This is a genomic window from Kitasatospora sp. NPDC005856 (assembly GCF_040629945.1).
Classification (GTDB): Bacteria; Actinomycetota; Actinomycetes; order Streptomycetales; family Streptomycetaceae; genus Kitasatospora.
In genome coordinates this window covers 1-19921 of the sequence record NZ_JBEXWT010000099.1, presented here as the reverse complement: position 1 = coordinate 19921, position 19921 = coordinate 1, and the positions used below count along the sequence as shown (strand labels likewise).

The following is a 19921-nucleotide window of genomic DNA, read 5'->3' as shown; positions in this document are numbered from 1 at the left end:
GTCAGTTCTCCTGCGCGGCGGGCGTGGTGACGGGCAGCGGGGCGCGGATGACGTCGTGCGCGGCGGCGATCTTCTCCTGGAACAGGTCCCAGCTGTCCTCGGGGGACAGGTGCCGGGGCCGGTAGACGACCGGGGCGTCCTCCCGCCAGTCGGCGAAGTCCCAGTTGAAGATGCGCTCGCGCAGCCGGGGGAAGTCCGGGGTGAGCGGGTACGGGACGAAGTTGTAGAGGTTGAAGAGCCACAGCGCCGATTCGTTCTCCCGCATCCAGGCGACGGTCTGGCCGTGCGCGGCCTCCGTCTCCTCGTCGAGGCCGCCCATCATGTTGAGGACGATCTTCAGCCCGGCGTCGCTGAGTTGACGGATCTTCGAAGTGTAGTCGTCCAGGCCGCGGGAGAGCTTGTTGAGGCGCTTGAGCATCTGCGAGTCGGCCGACTCGAAGCCGAGCTCCACGGCGACGACGCCGAGTTCGAGCATGGCCTCGACGATCCACTCCTTCACCTGCATCACGTGGGTCTGCACGATGAAGCGGTAGCCGGGGCGGTCGCGGAAGACGTCCAGCAGGTTGCCGACGGCCTCGCGGGACTGGCCGAAGGTCTTGTCGCCGATGTAGAAGAGCCGGGTGTCGGGGAACCGGGCGGTGAGCTCGTCCACCTCGCGGGCGAGCGCGTCCTTGGCGACCAGGGTGAGCTGCTTGCTCCAGGCGTCTCCGCAGAACGAGCACTGGTACAGGCAGCCGTGGCTGGCGTTGAGCCGCAGCAGCGGGACCCGGCCCTGGTAGCCGCCGAGGTGGCGGTAGTCCGGCGCCCAGGTGATCCGGTCGGAGACCAGGCCGGGCAGCAGGGGCTTCTCCAGGGTGCCGCCGGAGCCGGCGGCGAGTTGGACGAGCCGGCCCACGAAGGCGGCGTCGAGCTGTCCGCGGTGCACGGCGTGCACGGCGCCGTCCGGGGCGAGCGGGGCCATGTTCCCGCCGAGGACGACGCGCCGCCCGGCGTGCTCCAGCCGCTTGGCCACCTCCAGCGCGAGGCGGAGGTTCTGGGCGAGCGGGGACATCAGGACCAGGTCGCCGGGGGCGGTCGACTCCAGCAGCGGCTCGGCGCAGTGCTCCGGCTCGGCCGGGGTCCTGGAGAGGTCACGGAAGACGGAGTCGAGGCCCGCGGTGTTCAGCAGGGCGGTCAGGTGGGCGACCCACAGCGGGATCTCCCACAGGCCGTCGGTCGGGATGAAGTACTCCGGCAGCAGGGCCCGGAAGCGCCGGTCGTAGTCGTCGTAGTAGCGCGCCAGGTTCGGGTCGGGGTCGTGGCTGGACGGGAAGGGCAACTGGACGATGCAGCTCTTGGTCATGAGCGGTGCCTTCGGTCGGTGAGGGCGTGGGGTCCTCGACGTGGAGCACTCAGTGGGGACGGCGCGAGAAGACCGCACAGCGCAGCTCGCTGGTGTGACGCTCTCCGTCGATGTCGAGCCAGAGGTGCTCCGGGGCGGGGAGCATTTCGCTGAACTCCAGGGGGGCGGCGGTCCGCCGGGCGAGCCGGAAGACCTGCCGGACGATGAGGGGGGATTCCCAGTCGACGTAGACCGGTTTCGGCTCGCCGGGGATCTTCAGGAAGCCGTGGCGCGGCAGGCCGAGATCGCGGCGCAGCTTCCGGGCGGCGGCGAACTCGGCGGCGTCGCCCCTGGACCGGTGGACGCCCGGGCTCCAGCCGCGCAGGGCCTCCGCGGGGATGCGCCAGCGCTCCCGGTGCAGCACGATCCGGCCGCAGCGGATGCGGGGCACGTGGTCGCGGTCCCGGTCGCGGACGCCGACGCCGCCGAAGTGCCGGGGGAAGGCGAACGGGGAGAGCGGGTCCTGGCGGATGCTCGGGCCGCCGGCCAGCGGGGCGAGCAGCTTCAGCCGGCCCGGCAGGCCGTGGGCGCGCAGCTCCACCCGGTCGGCGGTGGCCACCAGGTACAGCCGGCCGGGCTGGAGGACGTCGCCGCGGGCCTTCGGGGAGAGCCCGTACACCTCCAGGTCCGGGCAGGGGTAGGTGAGTTGGGCTCCGGTCTTGTCGGGGTGCGAGCGGGAGAGGTCGACCAGCACCTCGTCCTCGTCGAGCAGCCCCCGGTACCGGGCGTGGATCTCGTCCAGCAGTTCCGGCGCCTCGGCCTGGAGCATCGGGGCGAAGCTGGAGTGGGTGAGCGCCTCGCGCACGGCGTGGCAGTCGCCGACGACGGCGAGGAAGTCTCCGCGCGCGATCGCGGCGGCGTCCGGTGCGGCGAGCATGACGTCCGGGTTGCACAGCGCGGGCGGGGTGTCCGGGTGGCGGGCGAGCAGTTCCTCCAGCCGGGCCCGGTCGACGACGCTCTCGGCCCGGCCGTCCTCGGCGCCGTCCAGCAGCAGGGCGACGACCTCGCGGTCCAGCGCCGCGATCTCCCGGTCCACCTCCTCGCACTCCACGGCCAGGAGCGGCTTGTCGGCGAAGAAGGCGGCGTAGAAGTCCGGCAGCGGCACGGGCGTGCCGAGGCCGAAGCGCCGGGCCGTCCAGCGCCGCAGGATCGCCAGTTCGCGGCGCACGCGCAGCCGGGGGACGAGCAGCGTCAGGTCGTAGACCGCGGACAGCTCGCGGCCGACCAGCGCGGTGACGTCGGGGCCGAGGACGACGTCCCTGACCGGGCTGTACGCCTCCTCGTAGAGGATGGCGCGGTCGGCGTAGTGCCGGCCCGCGGAGCGGTTGGCCGCCGTCCCGGTGACCTCCTCGAAGGCCTCCTTGAGCTCGCCGAGCAGGGCCGCGCGCCCGGCCGCCGAGCCTTCGGCGAAGCGGCGGAGCCCGTCCTCGAAGCGGCGCACCACGGCGAGGTCGGGGGAGCCCTCGGGGAGGTGTTCGGCGAGCGAGCGCAGCACGTCGGTGGATCCGATCGGGATCTCCCAGCGTCCGATCAGCCAGTCCTGGTCGATGAGTTCGGCGAGCACCCGGTCGAAGTCGCGGCCGGCCGGGTGGTCCGGGCGCTCGGCCCAGGCGGCGCGCAGCTGCGCCACCGTGTGCTCCCCGTCGCAGCGCTCCCAGAGCCAGGAGCGGCCGGTGTCGAAGGTGTCGGACCCGACCGCGACGAAGCGCCAGCCGTCCGGCATGCCGGTGGTGCTCTCGAAGGCGTACAGCCGGACCAGGGGGCCCTCGGCGAAGGCGAGCGGGCGCCGGCGGGGGCGCACCGTCTCGAAGGCCTCCGGCCGGGCGCTGAGGACCCCGGCCATCGCCTCGCCCGCCCAGTGGCTGAGCAGGGCGATCCGGCGCAGCGGGCCGGTGGACCAGGTGACGCCGGTGGCGGCGGTGCCCTCCGGCGCCACCCGGGCGACGGCGAGGGGGCCGAAGTGCGAGTGGGTCTCGTTCTTGGTGGTGACCCGCTGGAGGTACATGGCGAGCAGGTCGGTCATCCGTTTGACGTGCCCGTCGGAGCCGGCGCCGCCGGAGGCGATCCAGGCGGTGAACTCCTCGAAGCGGGCGTCGTTGGACAGCAGCAGGACCTGCTGGAGGGAGGGATCGCGGAACAGGTCCACGACGGTCCGGCGGGCGCGGGCCAGGGCGGCGCCGTGGTCCCGCTCGAACGCCGTCCAGTGGCCGTCCAGGGTCCGCACCGCGTCCTGGTAGCGCTTGGCCGAGTCCAGGGCGGCGGGGCCGAGTTCGGCTTCGAGTCGGGCGAGGTCGGCGGGCGGGAAGGGGCGGAGCATGCCGACGCCGGAGGCGAGGTCGCCCCGGGTGCCGGCCTGCTCCGCGCGCAGGGCGGTCTTCAACTCCCGTCCCAGCTCGACGGCTTCGTCGCGCAGGGCGAGGACGGTGTCGGCGGCCCGGGCGGTCGGGCCGTCGACGACGCGGTCCAGCAGTGAGAGCGGGTAGCCCGCGTGGCGCAGCATCGCGACGGGGGTGAGCGACCACCCGGTGCCGTTCCGCGCCGTGGCCGGCGGGGTGCGGTCGCCGCTCCCCGTGGGCCTGCCGTCGTCCGGGCGCTGCCGTGGCTCGTCCATGATCGCCCCCTTGTGGCTGACTTGATCACGACAGTTCGTGACCATAGCAACCTGTCGAGGGGTCTTTCAATAACGATGAGGTCAACACACCGGTTTCCGGCCAAGATTGACTGGACATCAACCGAAAACCCGAGGTGGTGCCGCAAGGGCCGGACGTTGGGATGGGAACAATGGGCCGGAATGAACCTGGACTTGACGATCAATCAGGCCGGAACGGCCTCGACCACGGACAGCACCGCCGACGCGCGCAGGATCCGGGACAGTCGCAGTCCGGCCCGGTCGAGCAGGTCCACGAAGTCCGCCTCGGTGCGCTCGCGGCCGGTGAGCGAGGCCATCATCAGCAGGTCCAGCGTCTTGGCCTGGTGCGGCGCGTCGTCCCGGGGGACCACCGCGTCCAGGACCAGGATCCGCCCGCCCGGGCGCAGGGCGCGCCGACAGTTGCCCAGCAGGGTGACGCACTGCTCGTCGTCCCAGTCGTGGGTGATCCGCTTGAGCAGCAGGACGTCACCCGCGGGCACGGTGGTGAAGAAGTCGCCCTCCGCCGTGCTCCAACGGCCCGCGACCTCCTTGTCCCCCTCCAGCCGGTGGCCGGCCAGAACGTGGGCGCGGTCCTGGAGCACGCCCTCCAGAGCGGGGTTGCGGCGCAGCACCTCCAGCAGCAGACCGCCGTGGCCGCCGCCGACGTCCACCACCGTGCCGGCGTCCGGGAAGTCGTAGGCGGCCGCGATGACGGCGTTCTCCGCGTCGGACATCGCCGCCATGCCGACGTGGAAGACGGCGGCCGTCTCCTCGTCCTTCGCGAAGTGCTCGAAGAACGGCATGCCGAAGACGGCGTCGAAGGCCGTGGTGCCCTCGGTGAGGCAGTGCGCCATCCGCTCCGCCGGCCGCCAGAAGGTGCGGTCGGTGAGCATCCGCACCGCGCTGCGCGCCGAGTACGGGACGTCGCTGCGCAGCGCCTGCCCGGCCTCGGTCAGCGTGAAGCGGCCGTGCTCGTCCTCGGCCACCACGTTCCGGGTGGCGAGCAGGCGCAGCACCCGGTACAGGTTGCGGGCGTCCGTGCCGGTGGCGGCGGCGAGTTCGGCGGGGGTGGCCGGGCCGTCCGCGAGGGCGTCGGCCACCCCGACGTCGGCGGCGGCGCGCAGGGCCGCGGGGAAGACGAAGCCGAGGGCCTCGTCGACGAGGAAGGCGGCCGAGCGGCGCAGCCCCTCCTCCGCGGCCGCCGGTGACCGGTCGCCGGCGGGCCGGTTCTCGTCGTACGGCATGTGTCCTCCTCGGTGGGGCCGGTGTGCCTGCGCCGGGATGCTGCCCCAGCGTCGCCGGGTCGAAGCGCACCGTCACCGGCCGGGGGACGCGAACGCCGGAAGGGGCGCCCCGAGCGGGACGCCCCTTCCGGGCGGGTCGGGCCGCGCGTGGCGGCCCGGGGAGGTCAGGACTGCGCGGCGAGCAGCGCGGCCAGTGCGTCCAGCCCCCGGTCGACGGTGGCCGGGTCGACCTGGCTGACGGAGAGCCGCAGTTGGTGCTCCCCGCCCGCTCCCGGGTAGAAGTGCGACATCGGGGTCCAGATCACGCCGTACTGCGAGGCCGAGCGCTCCAGCAGCGCGTCGTCCACCACGCACGGCACCGTGAGCACCAGGAAGAACCCGCCGCGCGGCTCGTTCCAGGTCACCCCGCTGCCGGGCGGGAAGCGCTCGGCCAGGCCCTCCAGCACCAGCGAGAGGTTGCGCCGGTAGAGCGCGGCCACCTCGGTGTTGGCGGCCCGCAGGCTGTGGCCGTGCTCCAGCAGCGCGCCGCCGATCACGGCCTGGGCGATCGGCGAGGTGTTCACCGTGGTCATGCTCTTGATCATGCCGAGCAGGTCGGCGAACAGCGCGGTGCCGCCCTGCCCGTCCGCCACCAGCTGGTCCGCCACCACGTACCCGACCCGGGCGCCCGGCAGGGCCGTCTTGGCGAAGGAGCCGAGGTGGACCACCCGCCGATCGGTGTCCAGCGCCTTGAGCGACGGCAGCCGCTCGGCACCGGCGAAGACGCAGTACGGGTTGTCCTCCAGCAGCAGGAAGTCCTCCTCCCCCGCCAGTGCCAGCAGCTCCCGGCGCAGCTCCAGCGGCAGGCTGGCCCCGCTCGGGTTGGCCACGTCGGGCACCAGGTACAGCGCCCGCGGGCGCAGCCCCTCGGCCCGGGCCGAGGCCAACTGGCGGCGCAGGTCGGCGAGGTCGACGCCGTCCGGGCCGTCGGCCACCGCGCGCACCGGCAGGTCGGCCAGCAGCGCCGCGCCGGTCAGCCCCACGTAGGTGGGGGAGACGGCCAGCACCACGTCCTCGGGGCCGCGGCGCAGCGCCCGCAGCACCAGGAACATCGCCTCCTGGCAGCCCACCGTCACCACGATCGACTCGGCGGGCACCTCGATGCCCTCGTCCGTCGCGAGGTGGGTGGCGATCAGGTCGTGGATGATCCCCTTGGTCCGCCCGTACTGGAGCACCTGCCGGCGGGCCGCCTCCTCGCTCAGCCCGCGCTCGGTGCGCAGGTGGTCGAGGTAGCGGTCCAGGTGGCGGTGGACGGCGTCCAGCTCGAAGAACTGCTCGGCCGGGCGTCCGGCCGCGAAGGAGACCGCCTCCGGGTAGCGGATGGAGATCTCGTTGAGCAGGTTCATCGAGGTCATCGCCGGGTCGGCGAGGGACGTGTGCAGGCCCGCCAACAGCAGGTCGTGCGGTGCGGCGATGGTGGTCACGGGGTGCTCCAGGTGGTGCGGGGCAGGGTGGTGGTGCGCAGTTCGGCGGCGGCCCGCAGGTCGGCGCAGCCCGCGAGGCCGAGCGCGTGCCGCAGCTCGGCGGCGAGCAGGTCGAGGACCTCGGTGCAGCCCGCCTCGCCGCCGGCCGCGAGGCCCCAGATCAGCGGGCGCCCGAGCAGGACCCCGGACGCGCCGAGGGCCAGCGCGGTGAGCACGTCCGAGCCGCCGCGCACCCCGCTGTCCATCAGCACCTGGCAGTCCTCGCCGGCCAGCGCCTCGGCGACGGCCGGCAGGACCGTCACCGCGGGTACGGCCCGGTCCAGCTGGCGGCCGCCGTGGTTGGAGACCACCACGGCCGCGGCGCCGATCCCGGCGGCCCGCCGCGCGTCCGCCGGGTCGAGCACGCCCTTGACCACCAGTGGCAGTTCGGTCCGTCCGCGCAGCCACTCCAGGTCCGCCCAGGTGACGCCGGGGGAGAGCAGTTCGGCGGTGTGCGCGGCCACCGCCGAGACGGCGGCGGTGGACCGGTGCGCCCGCCCGGCGGCGCCGCCCTCCAGCAGCGCCGCGCGGACGTCGGCGGGCAGCGCGAAGGCGTTCCTGGCGTCACGCAGCCGGCGGCCCATGTACGGCACGTCGGCGGTGACCACCAGGGCCTCGCTGCCGGCCTCCTCGGCGGCCCTGACCAGGTCGAGCAGCCGGTCGCGGTCGCGCAGCCAGTACAGCTGGAACCAGAGGGTGGCGCCGGTCCTCGCCAGCTCCTCGAAGCCGACGCTGCTGAGCGTGCCGACGGTGAACGGCACGCCCGCGGCGGCGCAGGCGCGGGCCGAGGCCAGCTCGCCCTCGGGGTGGAACAGCCGGTGGTAGGCCACCGGCGCCACCGCCACCGGCAGGGCCGCCCGGCTGCGCACCAGGGTGGCGGCGGTGTCCCGGGTGCTGACGTCGGTCAGCACCCGGGGCACCAGGCCCACCCGGTCGAAGGCGGCCCGGTTGGCGGCGAGGGTCAGCTCGCGCTCGGCACCGCCCTCCAGCCACTCCCAGACCTCGGGCGCGAGCACGGCCCGGGCCCGGTCGGCGTACTCCGCGACGGACAGCGCCGGGCGGCGGTCGGCCGGGTCGGCCGGGCCGACCGGTGGAACGCTTCGCACGGACGCGCTCATCCGGCCACTTCGCCGGCGTTGCGCTGGAGCTCCACGGCCTCGTAGAGGGCGCGGATGTTGTTGCTGCCGAAGTTGCGGGCCCGGATGCGCTCGATCACCTCGAAGAAGTAGGTGTTCCGCGGGTGCTGGGAGCGGGTGAAGATCTGGAACAGCTGGCCGTCGTGGTCCTGGTCGACCAGCAGGTTCAGCTCGCGCAGCTGCTCGAAGGAGTGCCTCAGCGGCGTCAGACGGTCGGGCAGCGCGTCGTAGTAGGTCTGCGGGGTGCGCAGGAACGGCACGCCGCGCTCGGCCATGGTGGACACGGAGTGCACCGCGTCCTCGGCCGCGAAGGCGACGTGCTGCACCCCGGCGCCGCCGTGGCCGGCCAGGAAGGAGGCGATCTGGCCGCCCGCGTCGGCGGTGAGCGGCTCGATCAGGGTGAGGGTGACGCTGCGGTCGGCGCTCTGCACGACGGCCGAGTCCATGCCGAGCGCGCCGACCTCGACCCGCTCCTCGAAGATCGTCCGGAAGCCGAAGACCTCGCGGTAGCGGTGCTCGGTCTTGCGCAGCTCGCCGAACGGGACCAGGACGGCGAAGTGGTCGACGGAGCGCAGGCCGACCTCGCCCTCGCCGGTCAGCGGGGCCGGGTCCGGCAGGCCGGGGATGCGGCCGGCGGGAACCCCGGGGCCGCGCTCGACCAGCGTGTGCACCACGTCGCCGAAGGCGTCGACCACCGCGGTGACGCAGCCGTCCGCGGCCTGCGGCTCGCGCACGGAGGCGGCGCCGCGGGCGGTCAGGGTGCGGAACGCGTCGATGGCGTCCGGCACCCGCAGGCCGAGGGCGCCCACGCCGTCGCCGTGGCGCTCCAGGTACCCGGTGGCCGGGTGGCCGGCCGCCAGCGGCTGGGTGATCAGCAGCCGGATGCCGGACTGGCCGACCAGCGCGGACAGGCAGCGCTCGGCGCTCTCGCCGCGCTCGGTCGGCGGGACGAGCAGCTCGAAGCCGTACTCCGTGGTCAGCTTGGCGGTCTCGCCGGCCAGGTCGGCCACGTAGAACTCGACGTGGTCCAGTTCGACGGGGACCGGGGTGGCGACGGGAGAGGAACGGTCGGTCATCTGAGGGACTCTCTCGTGAGGAGGAACGGGAGGGTGCTGAGGGGCGAGCGGGTGCGGTGCGGTGCGGGTGTTGCGCGGTGGTGCGGACGTTCGTTCCGGGCGGGGTCCAGGGCGGACGCGGGCCGCCGGTGCCGGTCAGGTGGGCTGGAGGTCCTTGGCGTCCTCCGGCTCGGCCGGGCCGTCGCCCTCGCCCTGCTCCTCGGCCTCCGGCGGCTCCGTCGGGGCCTCCGGCTTGCCGATCAGGTGGGCGGCCGAGAGCAGCGCGCCGACCACCATCACGCCCAGCACCACCCGGAAGTCCAGGGCGGCCACCAGGCCGGAGCCGACGCCGACGGCCAGCGCCTGCGGTGCGGTGAGCGAGAGGTTGACGGCCGCCTGCGCGCGCCCCATCAGCTGCGGCGGGGTGGACGCCTGGGCGGCGGTGGCGAGCCCGACCAGGGCGGCCGGGATGCCCGCGCCCGCGATCACCAGGCCGGCCGACACCACGTACAGCGACGGGGTGAGCAGCAGGACGGTCCCGAGGCCGAACACCGCCGACCCGGCCATGACCGTCCGACGCGGTCCGAGCCGGCCGATCAGCAGGCCGCCGACCACCGAGCCGACCAGCGCGCCGACCGCCTCGGTGGTCTCCAGCACGCCCAGGAACTGCGGCGAGCGGTGCAGCCCGTGCTGGGTCAGCGCGAACAGCACCGGCTGGAGCAGGCTCAGCACGAAGCCGGCGGCGGCGGTGGCCACCACCAGCGGCCGCAGCCCGACCGAGGAGCGCAGGTGGACGAAGCCCGCCAGCACCTCGGTGCGCCACCGCAGGCCCGAGGGCTCCGGCTTGACCTCCCGCACCCGCAGGGTGAGGAAGCTCAGCGCCGCCAGCAGCAGCACGCCGAGGTCGGCCACGGCCACCACGTGCCCGCCGAACCAGCCGTAGAGCCCGGAGCCGAGCAGCGGCGCCACCAGCGTGGTGCCGGCCCGGGCGCTCTGGGTCAGTCCGGCCGCCGCGCCGAAGTCCTGACGTTCCGTCAGGATGCTGCGCAGCAGCGCGCTCTGGGCCGGGGCCAGGACGGCCCCGGCCAGACCGCAGACCGTGGCGGTGCAGTAGATGATCCAGACCGTGTCCCGGCCGTCGACCAGCAGCAGCGGCAGCAGCGACACCGCCACCGCCAGGTTGACCCCGACCAGCAGCGGCTTGCGCCGGACCCGGTCGGCGAGCAGGCCGCCGAGCGGCAGCAGCAGCAGCGGCGCGGAGAAGCAGAACAGCACCAGACCGGCGGCCGAGTTGCTGCCGGTCAGCACCTTGGCCCAGATGCCGAGGGCGATGGAGAGGGCGCTGTCACCGAGGACGGACAGGGTCTGCCCGGCGAGGTAGCGCCGGAACTCCGGGCGGGCCAACAGCGGGTGCATGGCGGTTCCTTCGCTGCGCCGACGGCGCTTCGGGGTGTGCGGGGGTGTGCGGTGGCACTGGCCGTGCGGAGGTGCGGGGCCGTGCGGAGGTGCGGGGCCGCCCGGGGTGCGCCCTGACGCACGCGGGGTGCTCAGGGCGCCGGGTGGTCAGGGTGCCGGGCGGTCAGGGCGCGACGGGGTGGGCCGGGGCGAGCGGTGCGACGGCGGCGAAGCCCTCGATCACCGCGTCGTTGGCGTCCTTCTCGCCGATGGCGACCCGGATGCCCTGGCCGGGGTAGTAGCGGACGGCCACGCCCAGGCGCTCCAGCTCCGCGCGCAGCGGGAGCTGGTCGCCGGGGGCGTCGACCCACAGGAAGTTGGTGACGCTGGGCGCCACCGTCCAGCCGAGCCGCAGCAGTTCGGCCTCGGTGCGCTCCCGCTCCGCGGCGATCTCGGCGATCCGCTGCGCCACCTCGTCCTCGGCGGCGACGGCCGCGACCAGGGCGGCCTCCTGGAGCCGGTTCACCGCGTACGGCACCTGGTGGTCCCGCACCCGCTGGGCCACGGACTCCTCCGCCAGCGCGTAGCCGATCCGCAGCGCGGCGATGCCGTGCGACTTGGACAGCGTGCGCAGCACCACCAGGTTGGGCCACTCGGCGATCCGGGCCGGCACGTCCGGGGCCTGCCAGTCCCGGGCGAAGTCGACGTAGGCCTCGTCGAGCAGGATCAGCGCGGTGGACGGCACCCGGCGGAAGAACTCCGTCAGCTCGGCCCAGGAGTAGACCGTGCCGGTCGGGTTGTGCGGGTTGCACAGCACGACGATCCGGGTGCGCCCGTCCATCCGCTCGGCCATCGCCGCCAGGTCGTGCCGGGCGTCGGGGCCGAGCGGGACCGGCCGGGCCTCGGCCCGGGCGATCTCGCAGAACAGCGGGTACGCGTCGAAGCAGGGCTCCGAGTGCACCACGTTGTCGCCGGGCTCGACCACCGAGTGGAAGAGGTCCAGCGCGACACCCGCCGAGCCGTGGCCGACCACGACCTGGCCGGCCGGGACGCCCTGCCAGTCGGCGACGATCCCGGCGATCCGCTCCGGCCGGAACGCCGGGTAGCGGTGCAGGTCGGCACTGGCCTCGGCCAGCGCGGCCAGCACCGACGGCAGCGGCGGGTACGGGTGCTCGTTCTGTGCCAGCAGGTATCTGGCGGTCGACGGGGCGGCCATCAGTCGGCCTGGAGGACGTAGAGCCAGGAGTGCGGGGTGGCCAGCGCCTCGACGCGCTCGATCCGCAGGCCGGCGTCGGTGAAGAGGGTCTCGTAGGTGGCCTTGGTGTGCAGCGGGACGCCCATCATCGCGTGCGCCAGCTCGAAGCCGACCGAGAAGACCGGCTGGGCGCCGTCGGAGGTGCCCGGGTCGCGCAGCATGGTGTCGCCGAGGACGAAGGTGCGGGCCTTCGGGAAGGCCTCCCGCATCCGGGTGAAGATCGAGGAGCGGGTGGTCGGGTCGGCCAGCAGGTCGTGCAGCAGGAAGAAGCTCATCACGGTGTCGACCTCGGCCACCTCGGCGGCCTCGGCGTCGTTGTCGATCTGGGTGCCGAGCAGGCCCAGGACGTCCGCGCGGACGGCGGTGACCCGGTCCTGCATGCCGGCCTCGACGATGTCGCGGCGGGCGATGTCGGTGGCCGGGCGGCTGATGTCGATGCCCAGGCCCCGGGTGCCCTCGCGCTGCGAGACCACGCGGCGCACCCGGGCGGAGGTGCCGGAGCCCAGGTCGGCGATGGTGCGGAAGTCGATGCCGTTCAGCACGTCGGTCAGCTGCGCGGCGAACATCGACTGGTCGCACTGGGCGGAGCCGAGGGCGACCATCGCCTCGTCGCGGAAGACGTCCTCGTTGTAGCGGTGGGTGCCGGCGCTCAGGTGGCCGGCACGGCCGAACACGTCGTGGTAGCCGCCGACGGCCCAGGTGAAGTAGCCGCGCGCGGCGGCGATCTCCAGGCCCGCCTCGGTGGGCAGGAAGGCGTCGCCGTCGGCCTTGAGGTAGCCGTAGTCGGCGGCGGCGCGCAGCACGGCCCCGGTGCGGGCGGCGTCGCCGTCCCGGGGGGTGGCCTCGGCGGCCGAGAGGGCCTCGCCGCGCCCGATCTGCTCCAGCAGGCCGATCCGGTCCAGCGCGAAGATCACGTTGGCGGCGATGAATCCGTTGTAGGCGTCGGTCGAGGTGATCGGCGACGGGGTGATGCCGCGCCAGGCGTCGGGGATGGCCGCAGTGGTCATGGTGGTGTCCGTTTCTCCGTGGGCGGGCCGGGTGCGGCCCGCGTGGTGTGCGCAGGTCGGTCGCCTGCGGTCGGTAGGGGTCGGAAGTCGGTGCGTCGGGAAGGGGTCAGGGAGTCAGGTGGGCGGCGAGCACCGGGCCGATGACGGCGAGCGCCTCGGAACTCGTCATCGCGCCGTGGGTGCTCGGCACCTCGTGGACGTCGAGCCGTCCGCCCAGGTACGGGCGCCAGCTCTCCGGATCGGGGGCGTCGGCCGGCCGGTCCTTGGCGGCGGTGAAGAACACCGCGTCGCCGTCGTAGCCGGGCAGCGGGAGCGCGTGGGACAGCTCGGCGTTGGACTGGAAGACCGAGACCACCCGGGCCACCCCGGCGCCGCTGAGGCCGGCGAGCGGGCCCTCCTCGCCCCGGACGAGCGCGGCGTAGCCGTCCTCGTCCGCGGGCCAGGCGGTGATCTCCCCGGCCGGGTGGCCGAGCGAGTCGAGGATCACCGCGAGCTGCGCCGGGTCGTCCCGCCACTGCTCGGGGCCCGGCTCGCCGGTGCCCGGGTAGGCGTCCAGCAGGGCCAGCAGCCGGACCTCCTCGCCCTGTTCGCGCAGCAGCGCGGCGATCGCGTGGGCGACGGCGCCGCCGAAGGACCAGCCGAGCAGGGCGTACGGACCCTCGGGCCGGACGGTGCGGATCTGCGCGAGGTAGGTCCGGGCCAGCTCCTCGACCGAGGCCGGGTGCGCGGTCGGGTCGGCCAGGCCGGGCGCCTGGAGACCGTAGATCGGCTGCTCGGCGTCGAGGTGGCGCAGCAGGCCGGTGTAGACCCAGCTGATGCCGGCGGCCGGGTGGACGCAGAACAGTGGCGGGCGCGAGCCGCGGGTGCGGATCGGCAGCAGGACGGGGAAGCTCTCGGCGGCCGGGCCCCGGGCGAGCCGCTCGGCCAGCCGGGCGACGGTCGGCGCCTCGAACAGCGTGCGGACGCCGATCCCCTCGTCCTCGCCGACCAGTTCGCGCAGGCCCGCGACCAGGCGGCTGGCCAGCAGCGAGTGCCCGCCCAGTTCGAAGAAGTTGTCGTCCACGCCGACCTTCTCCAGCCCCAGCAGATCGGCGAACAGGCCGCAGAGCAGCTCCTCCTGGGGCGTCGCGGGCGCCCGCCCGGAGCCGAGCCAGGTGGTGTCGGGGGCCGGCAGGGCCTTGCGGTCGACCTTGCCGTTGGCGGTCAGCGGCAGGGCGTCCAGGGCGACGATCGCCGAGGGCACCATGTAGTCCGGCAGGGACGCGCCGACGTGGGCCCGCAGCGCGGCCTGGTCGACGGCCTGCCCGGGGTGGGCGACGGCGTAGCCGACCAGCCGGCGGTCGCCCGGGCGGTCCTCCCGGACCAGCACGAACGCCTGGGCCAGGGAGGGGTGCCGGGCGAGCACGGCCTCGATCTCGCCGGGCTCGATCCGGAAGCCGCGGATCTTGACCTGGTGGTCGGTGCGGCCCAGGTACTCCAGCGTGCCGTCGGCCTGGCGGCGGACCAGGTCGCCCGAGCGGTACATCCGGCTGCCGGGGACGCCGTACGGGTCGGCGACGAAGCGCTCGGCGCTCTGGCCCGGCCGGTTGAGGTAGCCGCGGGCCAGGCCGGCGCCCGCGATGTACAGCTCGCCCTCGACCCCGGCCGGGACGGGCTGGAGCGCCGCGTCCAGGACGTAGAGCCGGGTGTCCAGCACGGGCCGTCCCATCGGCGGGGCGATCCGGCCGTCGAGCGGGCCGCTCATGCTGGCGCAGACGGTCGACTCGGTCGGGCCGTAGGCGTTGACCATCCGCATCCGGGCCGACCAGTGCTCGACCAGGTCCGGCGGGCACGCCTCGCCGGCGACCACCAGGGTGCCGCCCCGCGGCAGCGCGTCCGGGGCCAGCACGGCGAGCGCGGTCGGCGGCAGCGTCAGGTGGGTGACGCCCTGTTCGGCGATCAGGGCGGTCAGCGAGGGGCCGGGCAGCAGCTGGTCGGCGTCGCCGAGGACGGCCCGGGCGCCGGTGAGCAGCGCCATGCCCAGCTCCCAGACGGCCGCGTCGAAGGACGGCGAGGCGAACAGCAGCACCCGGCTGTCGGGGGTGACGGCCAGGCCCCGGCGCTGGCTCTCCACCATGGCGGCCAGGCCGGTGTGGGTGACCACCACGCCCTTGGGGCGGCCGGTGGAGCCGGAGGTGTAGATGACGTACGCGGCCGAGTGCGGGGTGGTCGCGGTGCCGGTGAGGTCGTGCGCCGGGTGGCCGGAGGCGTCCAGGTCCTCGATCAGCAGTCGTGGGACGGTGCTGTCGGCGAGCAGGCCGTCGGCCAGCGCCTTGCTGGTGAGGACCAGCGCGGGCGCGGCATCGTCCAGCATGTAGGCGATCCGGTCGGCCGGGTAGCGCGGGTCCAGCGGCTGGAAGACCGCGCCGGCCTTGAGCACGGCGAGCTGGGCGACGATCAGCTCGATCGAGCGCTCCAGGGCGATCGCGACGAACCGCTCGGGGCCCGCGCCGTGCTCGATCAGCAGCCGGGCGAAGCGGTTGGCGCGCTCGTTCAGCTCGCCGTACGTGACCTGCTCGGAGCCGAAGGAGAGCGCGACGGCGTCCGGGCGGGCGGCGGCCCGCGCCTCGAAGAGCGCCGGGAAGGTGGCGAGCGGGAGGTCCTCCCGGGTGTCGTTCCAGCCGGAGAGCAGCTGCTCGCGCTCCTCGGGCGCCAGCACCTCGACCCGGCTCACGCACTGGTCCGGGTCGGCCAGCACCGCGCGCAGGGCGCGCTCGAGGCGGGCGGCCGTCGCCTCGGCGGTGGACCGGTCGAACAGGTCGACGGCGTACTCCACCGTCAGGCCGAGCCCGGCGGGCGCGCCGGCCGCGTCGAAGCTCTCGCTGAAGGCGAAGGTCAGGTCGAACTTGGCGAGGTCCGAGTCGAGTTGCTCGACCCGGCCGGGCAGGCCGCCGAGGCTGATCTCCGCGGCGTCGCCGCCGGAGGTCAGCATCACCTGGCACAGCGGGTGGCGGGCGGTGGAGCGCACCGGGTTGAGCAGTTCGACCAGCCGCTCGAAGGGCACGTCCTGGTTCTCGAAGGCGTCCAGGGTGGCGACCCGGACGCGCTCCACCAGCTCCCGGAAGCTCGGGTCGCCGGAGGTGTCGGTGCGCAGCACCAGGGTGTTGACGAAGAAGCCGACCAAGTCCTCCAGCGCCTCGTCGGTGCGGCCGGCCACCACCGTGCCGATCGGCAGGTCGGTGCCGGCGCCGATCCGGCTCAGCGTGGTGGCCAGCGCGGCCTGCATCACCATGAACACGCTGGCCCGGCTGCGCTGCGCCAGCTCGACGAGGGAGGCGTGGAGTCCGGCGTCCATCCGGAGCTCCACCGCGGCGCCCCGGCGGCTCGGGGCGGCGGTGCGGTGGCGGTCGAAGGGGAGCGTCAGCTCCTCCGGGAGGTCGGCCAGGGTGCGCTGCCAGTAGGCGAGTTGGTCGGTCAGCAGGGCGCTGGGCCGCTCGTCGGTGCCGAGCAGTTCGTGCTGCCAGAGGGTGTAGTCGGCGTACTGGACCGGAAGCGGCCGCCACTCGGGGGCGTCGCCGGTGCGGCGGGCCCGGTACGCCTCGGCGAGGTCGCGCAGCAGCGGGACGACGGACCAGCCGTCGGTGGCGATGTGGTGCATGAGCACCAGCAGGACGTGCTCCTCGCCGGGCAGCGAGAGCAGGGTGGCGCGCACCGGCAGCTCGCGGGCGAGGTCGAAGACGTGCGCCCCGGCCTCGGCCAGCGCCGTGGCGAGCTCCTCCTCGGTGGCCACCGGCGTGGTGTGCAGCGGGAGTTCGGGGTGGTCCAGGAGCAGCTGGTGCGGCTGTCCGTCGGTGGTCGGGTAGACGGTGCGCAGCACCTCGTGGCGGTCGAGCACGTCCGCCAGCGCCGAACGGAGGGCGGTGGCGTCGACCGGGCCGGTCAGCCGGATCGCGCACGGGGTGTTGTAGAGCGCGCTCGGGCCCTCGAACTGGTCGATGAACCAGAGGCGTTGCTGAGCGGGGGAGAGCGGCACGCGCTCGGGCCGCTCGACCGGCCGCAGGGCCGGCCGGGCGGCGCCCGGGGCGGGCAGGACGGCGGCCAGCGCGGCCACGCTGGGGGCGTCGAACAGCGCCCGGACGGGCAGTTCGGCGCCGAGCGCGGTGCGGACGCGGCTGACCAGCTTGGTGGCGAGCAGCGAGTGGCCGCCCAGGTCGAAGAAGCTGTCGTCGATCCCGATCCGGTCCAACCCGAGGACGTCGGTGAAGAGTTCGCACAGCGCCCGCTCGGTGTCGGTGCGCGGGGCGCGGCCCTCGGCGGCTCCGGCCCAGTCGGGGGCGGGCAGGGCGCGGCGGTCGACCTTGCCGTTGGCGGTCACCGGGAGGGCGTCGAGCACGACCACGGCGGCCGGGAGCATGTAGCTGGGCAGGCTGTCGGCGACGGCGGCGCGCAGTTCGGCGGGATCGCCCTCGCCGGTGGCGTAGACCACCAGGCGCTTGTCGCCGGGCTGGTCCTCGCGGACCACGGCGAAGGCCTGGCCGACGGCCGGAAGGGCGGTGAACGCGCCCTCCACCTCGCCGAGTTCGATCCGGAAGCCGCGGATCTTGACCTGGTCGTCGGCCCGGCCGAGGAACTCCAGGACGCCGTCGGCGGTCCAGCGGACGAGGTCGCCGGTGCGGTACATCCGGCTGCCGGGCTCGCCGAACGGGCAGGCGACGAAGCGCTCGGAGGTCAGGCCGGGGCGCCCGACGTAGCCGCGGGCCAGACCGGCGCCGGCGATGTACAGCTCGCCGGCCACGCCGACCGGCACCGGCCGCAGCGCGGTGTCCAGCACGTACGGCCGGGTGTTGTTCAGCGCTCGCCCGATCGGGACCACGGCGGGGACGGGCTCGCCCGGGCCCATGGTGAAGGTGGTCTTGATGGCGGTGGTCTCGGTGGGGGCGTACACCGCGACCACGTCGGTGTCCGGGCAGGCCCGGTGGATCCGGCGGACGGACTCCGGCGGGACGACGTCGCCGCCGGTCCACACCTGCCGGACGTTCCGGAAGGCGGCCGGGTCCTCGTCGGCCATCAGCCGCAGCAGGCCGGACGGGGCCTGGACCAGGGTCACCCGGTGGGTGGTGACGGTCTCGGCGAGGCGGCGGATGTCCAGCTCGCCGGGCTCGGCGAGCACGATCGCCCCGCCGGTGACCAGCGGCGCCCAGATCTCGGTGGTGGAGGCGTCGAAGGCGGTGGGCGAGTGCAGCAGCACGCGCTCGTGGTGGCCGGCCCGGAAGTGCGGGTTGCCCAGCAGGTCCACCACGTTGCGGTGGGTGACGGCGACGCCCTTGGGCACCCCGGTCGAGCCCGAGGTGTACATCACGTAGACCAGCTGGCCGGGCAGGACCGGCACGGCCGGGTTGCCCGCCGCCGGGGCCCGGTCGAGCAGCGCCCCGGTGACCTCGACGGTGGCGAAGTCCTCGGTGGCGAGCACCGGGTGGCCCCGGTGGGCCGGGTCGACGAGCAGCAGGCCGGTGCGGGTGTCGGCCAGGATGTGCTGGAGGCGGTCCAGCGGGTAGCGGTCGTCCAGCGGGACGTAGGTGCCGCCCGCCTTGGCGATCGCGAGGACGGCGGTGAGCAGCCCGGCGGAGCGCTCCATCAGGACCGCGACCGGCTGTTCGGTGGTCAGGCCGCGCTCCAGCAGCAGGGCGGCGAGCCGGTTGGCGCGGTCGTTCAGTTCGGCGTAGTCGAGCCGCTCGGTGTCGGAGACCAGGGCGAGGGCGTCGGGGGTGGCGGCGGCCTGGGCCTCGAACAGCCGGGGCAGGCTCTGCTCGGCGACCGGTACGGCCGGCCCGTTCCAGCCGGTGAGCAGCTGCTCGCGCTCGGCCGGGGCGAGGATCTCGATGCCCCCGATCGGCGCGTCCGGGGCGGCCACGGCGGCGCGCAGCACGCGCACCAGCCGCTCGGCGAGGGAGACGGCGGTGGCGTGGTCGAAGAGGTCGGCCGCGTAGTCGACGGCGGCGCGCACGCCCAGGCAGGCGCCGTCGGGCGCGAGCCGCTCGACGAAGTTGAAGTTGAGGTCGAACTGGGCCTGTGCCTCGCCGACCTCGACCGGGGTGCCCACCGCGGCGCCGAAGGCGAGGTCGCCGGCCCGCTCCGCGTTCAGGGTGACGACGGTCTGGAAGAGCGGGTGGCGGGCGGGGGTGCGGGTGGGGTTGAGGTGTTCGACCAGGCGCTCGAAGGGGATGTCCTGGTGGTCGTAGGCGTCCAGGTCGGTGCGCCGGACCCGGTCGAGCAGCTCCTGGAAGGTCGGGTCGCCGCTGGTGTCGGTGCGCAGCAGCAGGGTGTTGACGAAGAAGCCGACCAGGTCGTCGAGGGCCTCGTCGGTGCGGCCGGCGACGGGGGTGCCCAGCGGCAGGTCGGTGCCGGCGCCGAGGCGGGTGTAGAGGGCGGCGACCGCGGCCTGCAGCGCCATGAACAGGCTGGCGTGCCGGGAGGAGGCCAACTCGGTGAGCGCGGCGTGCAGTTCGGCGTCCAGCTCGAAGTCGGCGGCGCCGCCGCGGCGGCTCGGCACGGCCGGGCGCGGACGGTCGTAGGGGAGCGCCAGCTCCTCCGGCAGGCCGGACAACTCCTGCCGCCAGTGGTCGAGTTGCAGGGAGACGACGCTCTCCGGGTCGTCCTCCTCGCCGAGCAGCTCACGCTGCCAGAGGGTGTAGTCGGCGTACTGCACCGGCAGCGGCTCCCACTGCGGCTCGGTGCCGGCCAGCCGGGCCCGGTACGCCTCGGCGAGGTCGCGGAAGAGCGGGGCGAGGGACCAGCCGTCGCTGGCGATGTGGTGCGTCAGCAGCAGCAGGACGTGCTCGTCCGGCGTCGGCAGGGCGTACAGCCAGGCCCGGACGGGCAGGTCGGCCGCGAGGTCGAAGACCTGCCCGGCGGCCTCGTGCATCAGCGGGTGCAGCTCGGCCTCGTCGGCCACCGTGACCAGGTGCAGCGGCGGGCGTCCCTCGGCGAGGATGTGCTGGTGGGGCTGGCCGTCGGTGGTGGGGAAGACGGTGCGCAGCACCTCGTGGCGGTCCACCACGTCGCCGAGCGCCCCTTCGAGGGCGGCGGCGTCGAGCTCGCCGGTCAGCCGGAGGGCGAACGGAGTGTTGTAGAGGGCGCTCGGTCCCTCGAACTGTTCGATGAACCAGAGCCGCTGCTGGGCGAACGACAACGGGATCAAGGTCTGCCTCCGACTGGCGACGTACGGCTGTTGTGGCTGGTGGGGCCGCTCTGTCCGGTGGGGCAGGGCGGTCGTGCGGCGGGGGCGGCTGCGATGGAACTCCAGGCCGGTCGCCATGTCCTCGGTGATGGAGTCGTACA

The 19921-nt window shown here is 74.5% G+C and carries 10 protein-coding genes; all 10 read right to left on the bottom strand.

Features of this window, described 5'->3' with window-relative positions:
- Nucleotide 1: 1 nt before the first annotated feature.
- The 10 genes from ABZ449_RS35895 to ABZ449_RS35850 all read right to left on the bottom strand — a co-directional run bounded on the left by ABZ449_RS35895 (nucleotide 2) and on the right by ABZ449_RS35850 (nucleotide 19781).
- The gene (locus ABZ449_RS35895) at nucleotides 2-1342 is read right to left on the bottom strand and encodes a radical SAM protein (protein WP_360354533.1); all 1341 of its coding nucleotides are present in this window, start codon (nucleotides 1340-1342) and stop codon (nucleotides 2-4) included.
- A 49-nt stretch (nucleotides 1343-1391) separates the two neighbouring features.
- Complete coding sequence (locus ABZ449_RS35890) at nucleotides 1392-3992, bottom strand: lantibiotic dehydratase (RefSeq protein WP_360354530.1); 2601 nt, start codon at nucleotides 3990-3992, stop codon at nucleotides 1392-1394.
- 203 nt (nucleotides 3993-4195) lie between these two features.
- Complete coding sequence (locus tag ABZ449_RS35885) at nucleotides 4196-5254, bottom strand: methyltransferase (RefSeq protein ID WP_360354527.1); 1059 nt, start codon at nucleotides 5252-5254, stop codon at nucleotides 4196-4198.
- Nucleotides 5255-5418: 164 nt separating this feature from the next.
- Nucleotides 5419-6717 carry a PLP-dependent aminotransferase family protein gene (locus ABZ449_RS35880; RefSeq protein WP_360354525.1) on the bottom strand — a complete coding sequence of 433 codons (1299 nt, stop codon included), beginning with the start codon at nucleotides 6715-6717 and terminating at the stop codon, nucleotides 5419-5421.
- Complete coding sequence (locus ABZ449_RS35875) at nucleotides 6714-7862, bottom strand: alpha-hydroxy acid oxidase (RefSeq protein WP_360354522.1); 1149 nt, start codon at nucleotides 7860-7862, stop codon at nucleotides 6714-6716. Before ABZ449_RS35875 ends, ABZ449_RS35880 begins: the two co-directional genes overlap by 4 nt.
- Nucleotides 7863-7870: 8 nt before the next feature.
- On the bottom strand, nucleotides 7871-8968 hold the full coding sequence (gene hppD / locus ABZ449_RS35870; protein ID WP_360354519.1) for a 4-hydroxyphenylpyruvate dioxygenase: 1098 nt from the start codon (nucleotides 8966-8968) through the stop codon (nucleotides 7871-7873).
- A gap of 135 nt (nucleotides 8969-9103) precedes the next feature.
- Nucleotides 9104-10363 (bottom strand): MFS transporter, encoded by a 1260-nt coding sequence (locus tag ABZ449_RS35865; protein WP_360354516.1) that lies wholly within the window; start codon nucleotides 10361-10363, stop codon nucleotides 9104-9106.
- Nucleotides 10364-10526: 163 nt separating this feature from the next.
- Nucleotides 10527-11558, bottom strand: coding sequence for an aminotransferase class I/II-fold pyridoxal phosphate-dependent enzyme (locus ABZ449_RS35860; protein WP_360354513.1), 1032 nt, complete (start codon nucleotides 11556-11558; stop codon nucleotides 10527-10529).
- Nucleotides 11558-12604, bottom strand: coding sequence for a class I SAM-dependent methyltransferase (locus ABZ449_RS35855; RefSeq protein ID WP_360354510.1), 1047 nt, complete (start codon nucleotides 12602-12604; stop codon nucleotides 11558-11560). The genes ABZ449_RS35860 and ABZ449_RS35855 overlap by 1 nt, the downstream gene beginning before the upstream one ends.
- A gap of 106 nt (nucleotides 12605-12710) precedes the next feature.
- Nucleotides 12711-19781 (bottom strand): amino acid adenylation domain-containing protein, encoded by a 7071-nt coding sequence (locus ABZ449_RS35850; protein WP_360354507.1) that lies wholly within the window; start codon nucleotides 19779-19781, stop codon nucleotides 12711-12713.
- Nucleotides 19782-19921: the final 140 nt, after the last annotated feature.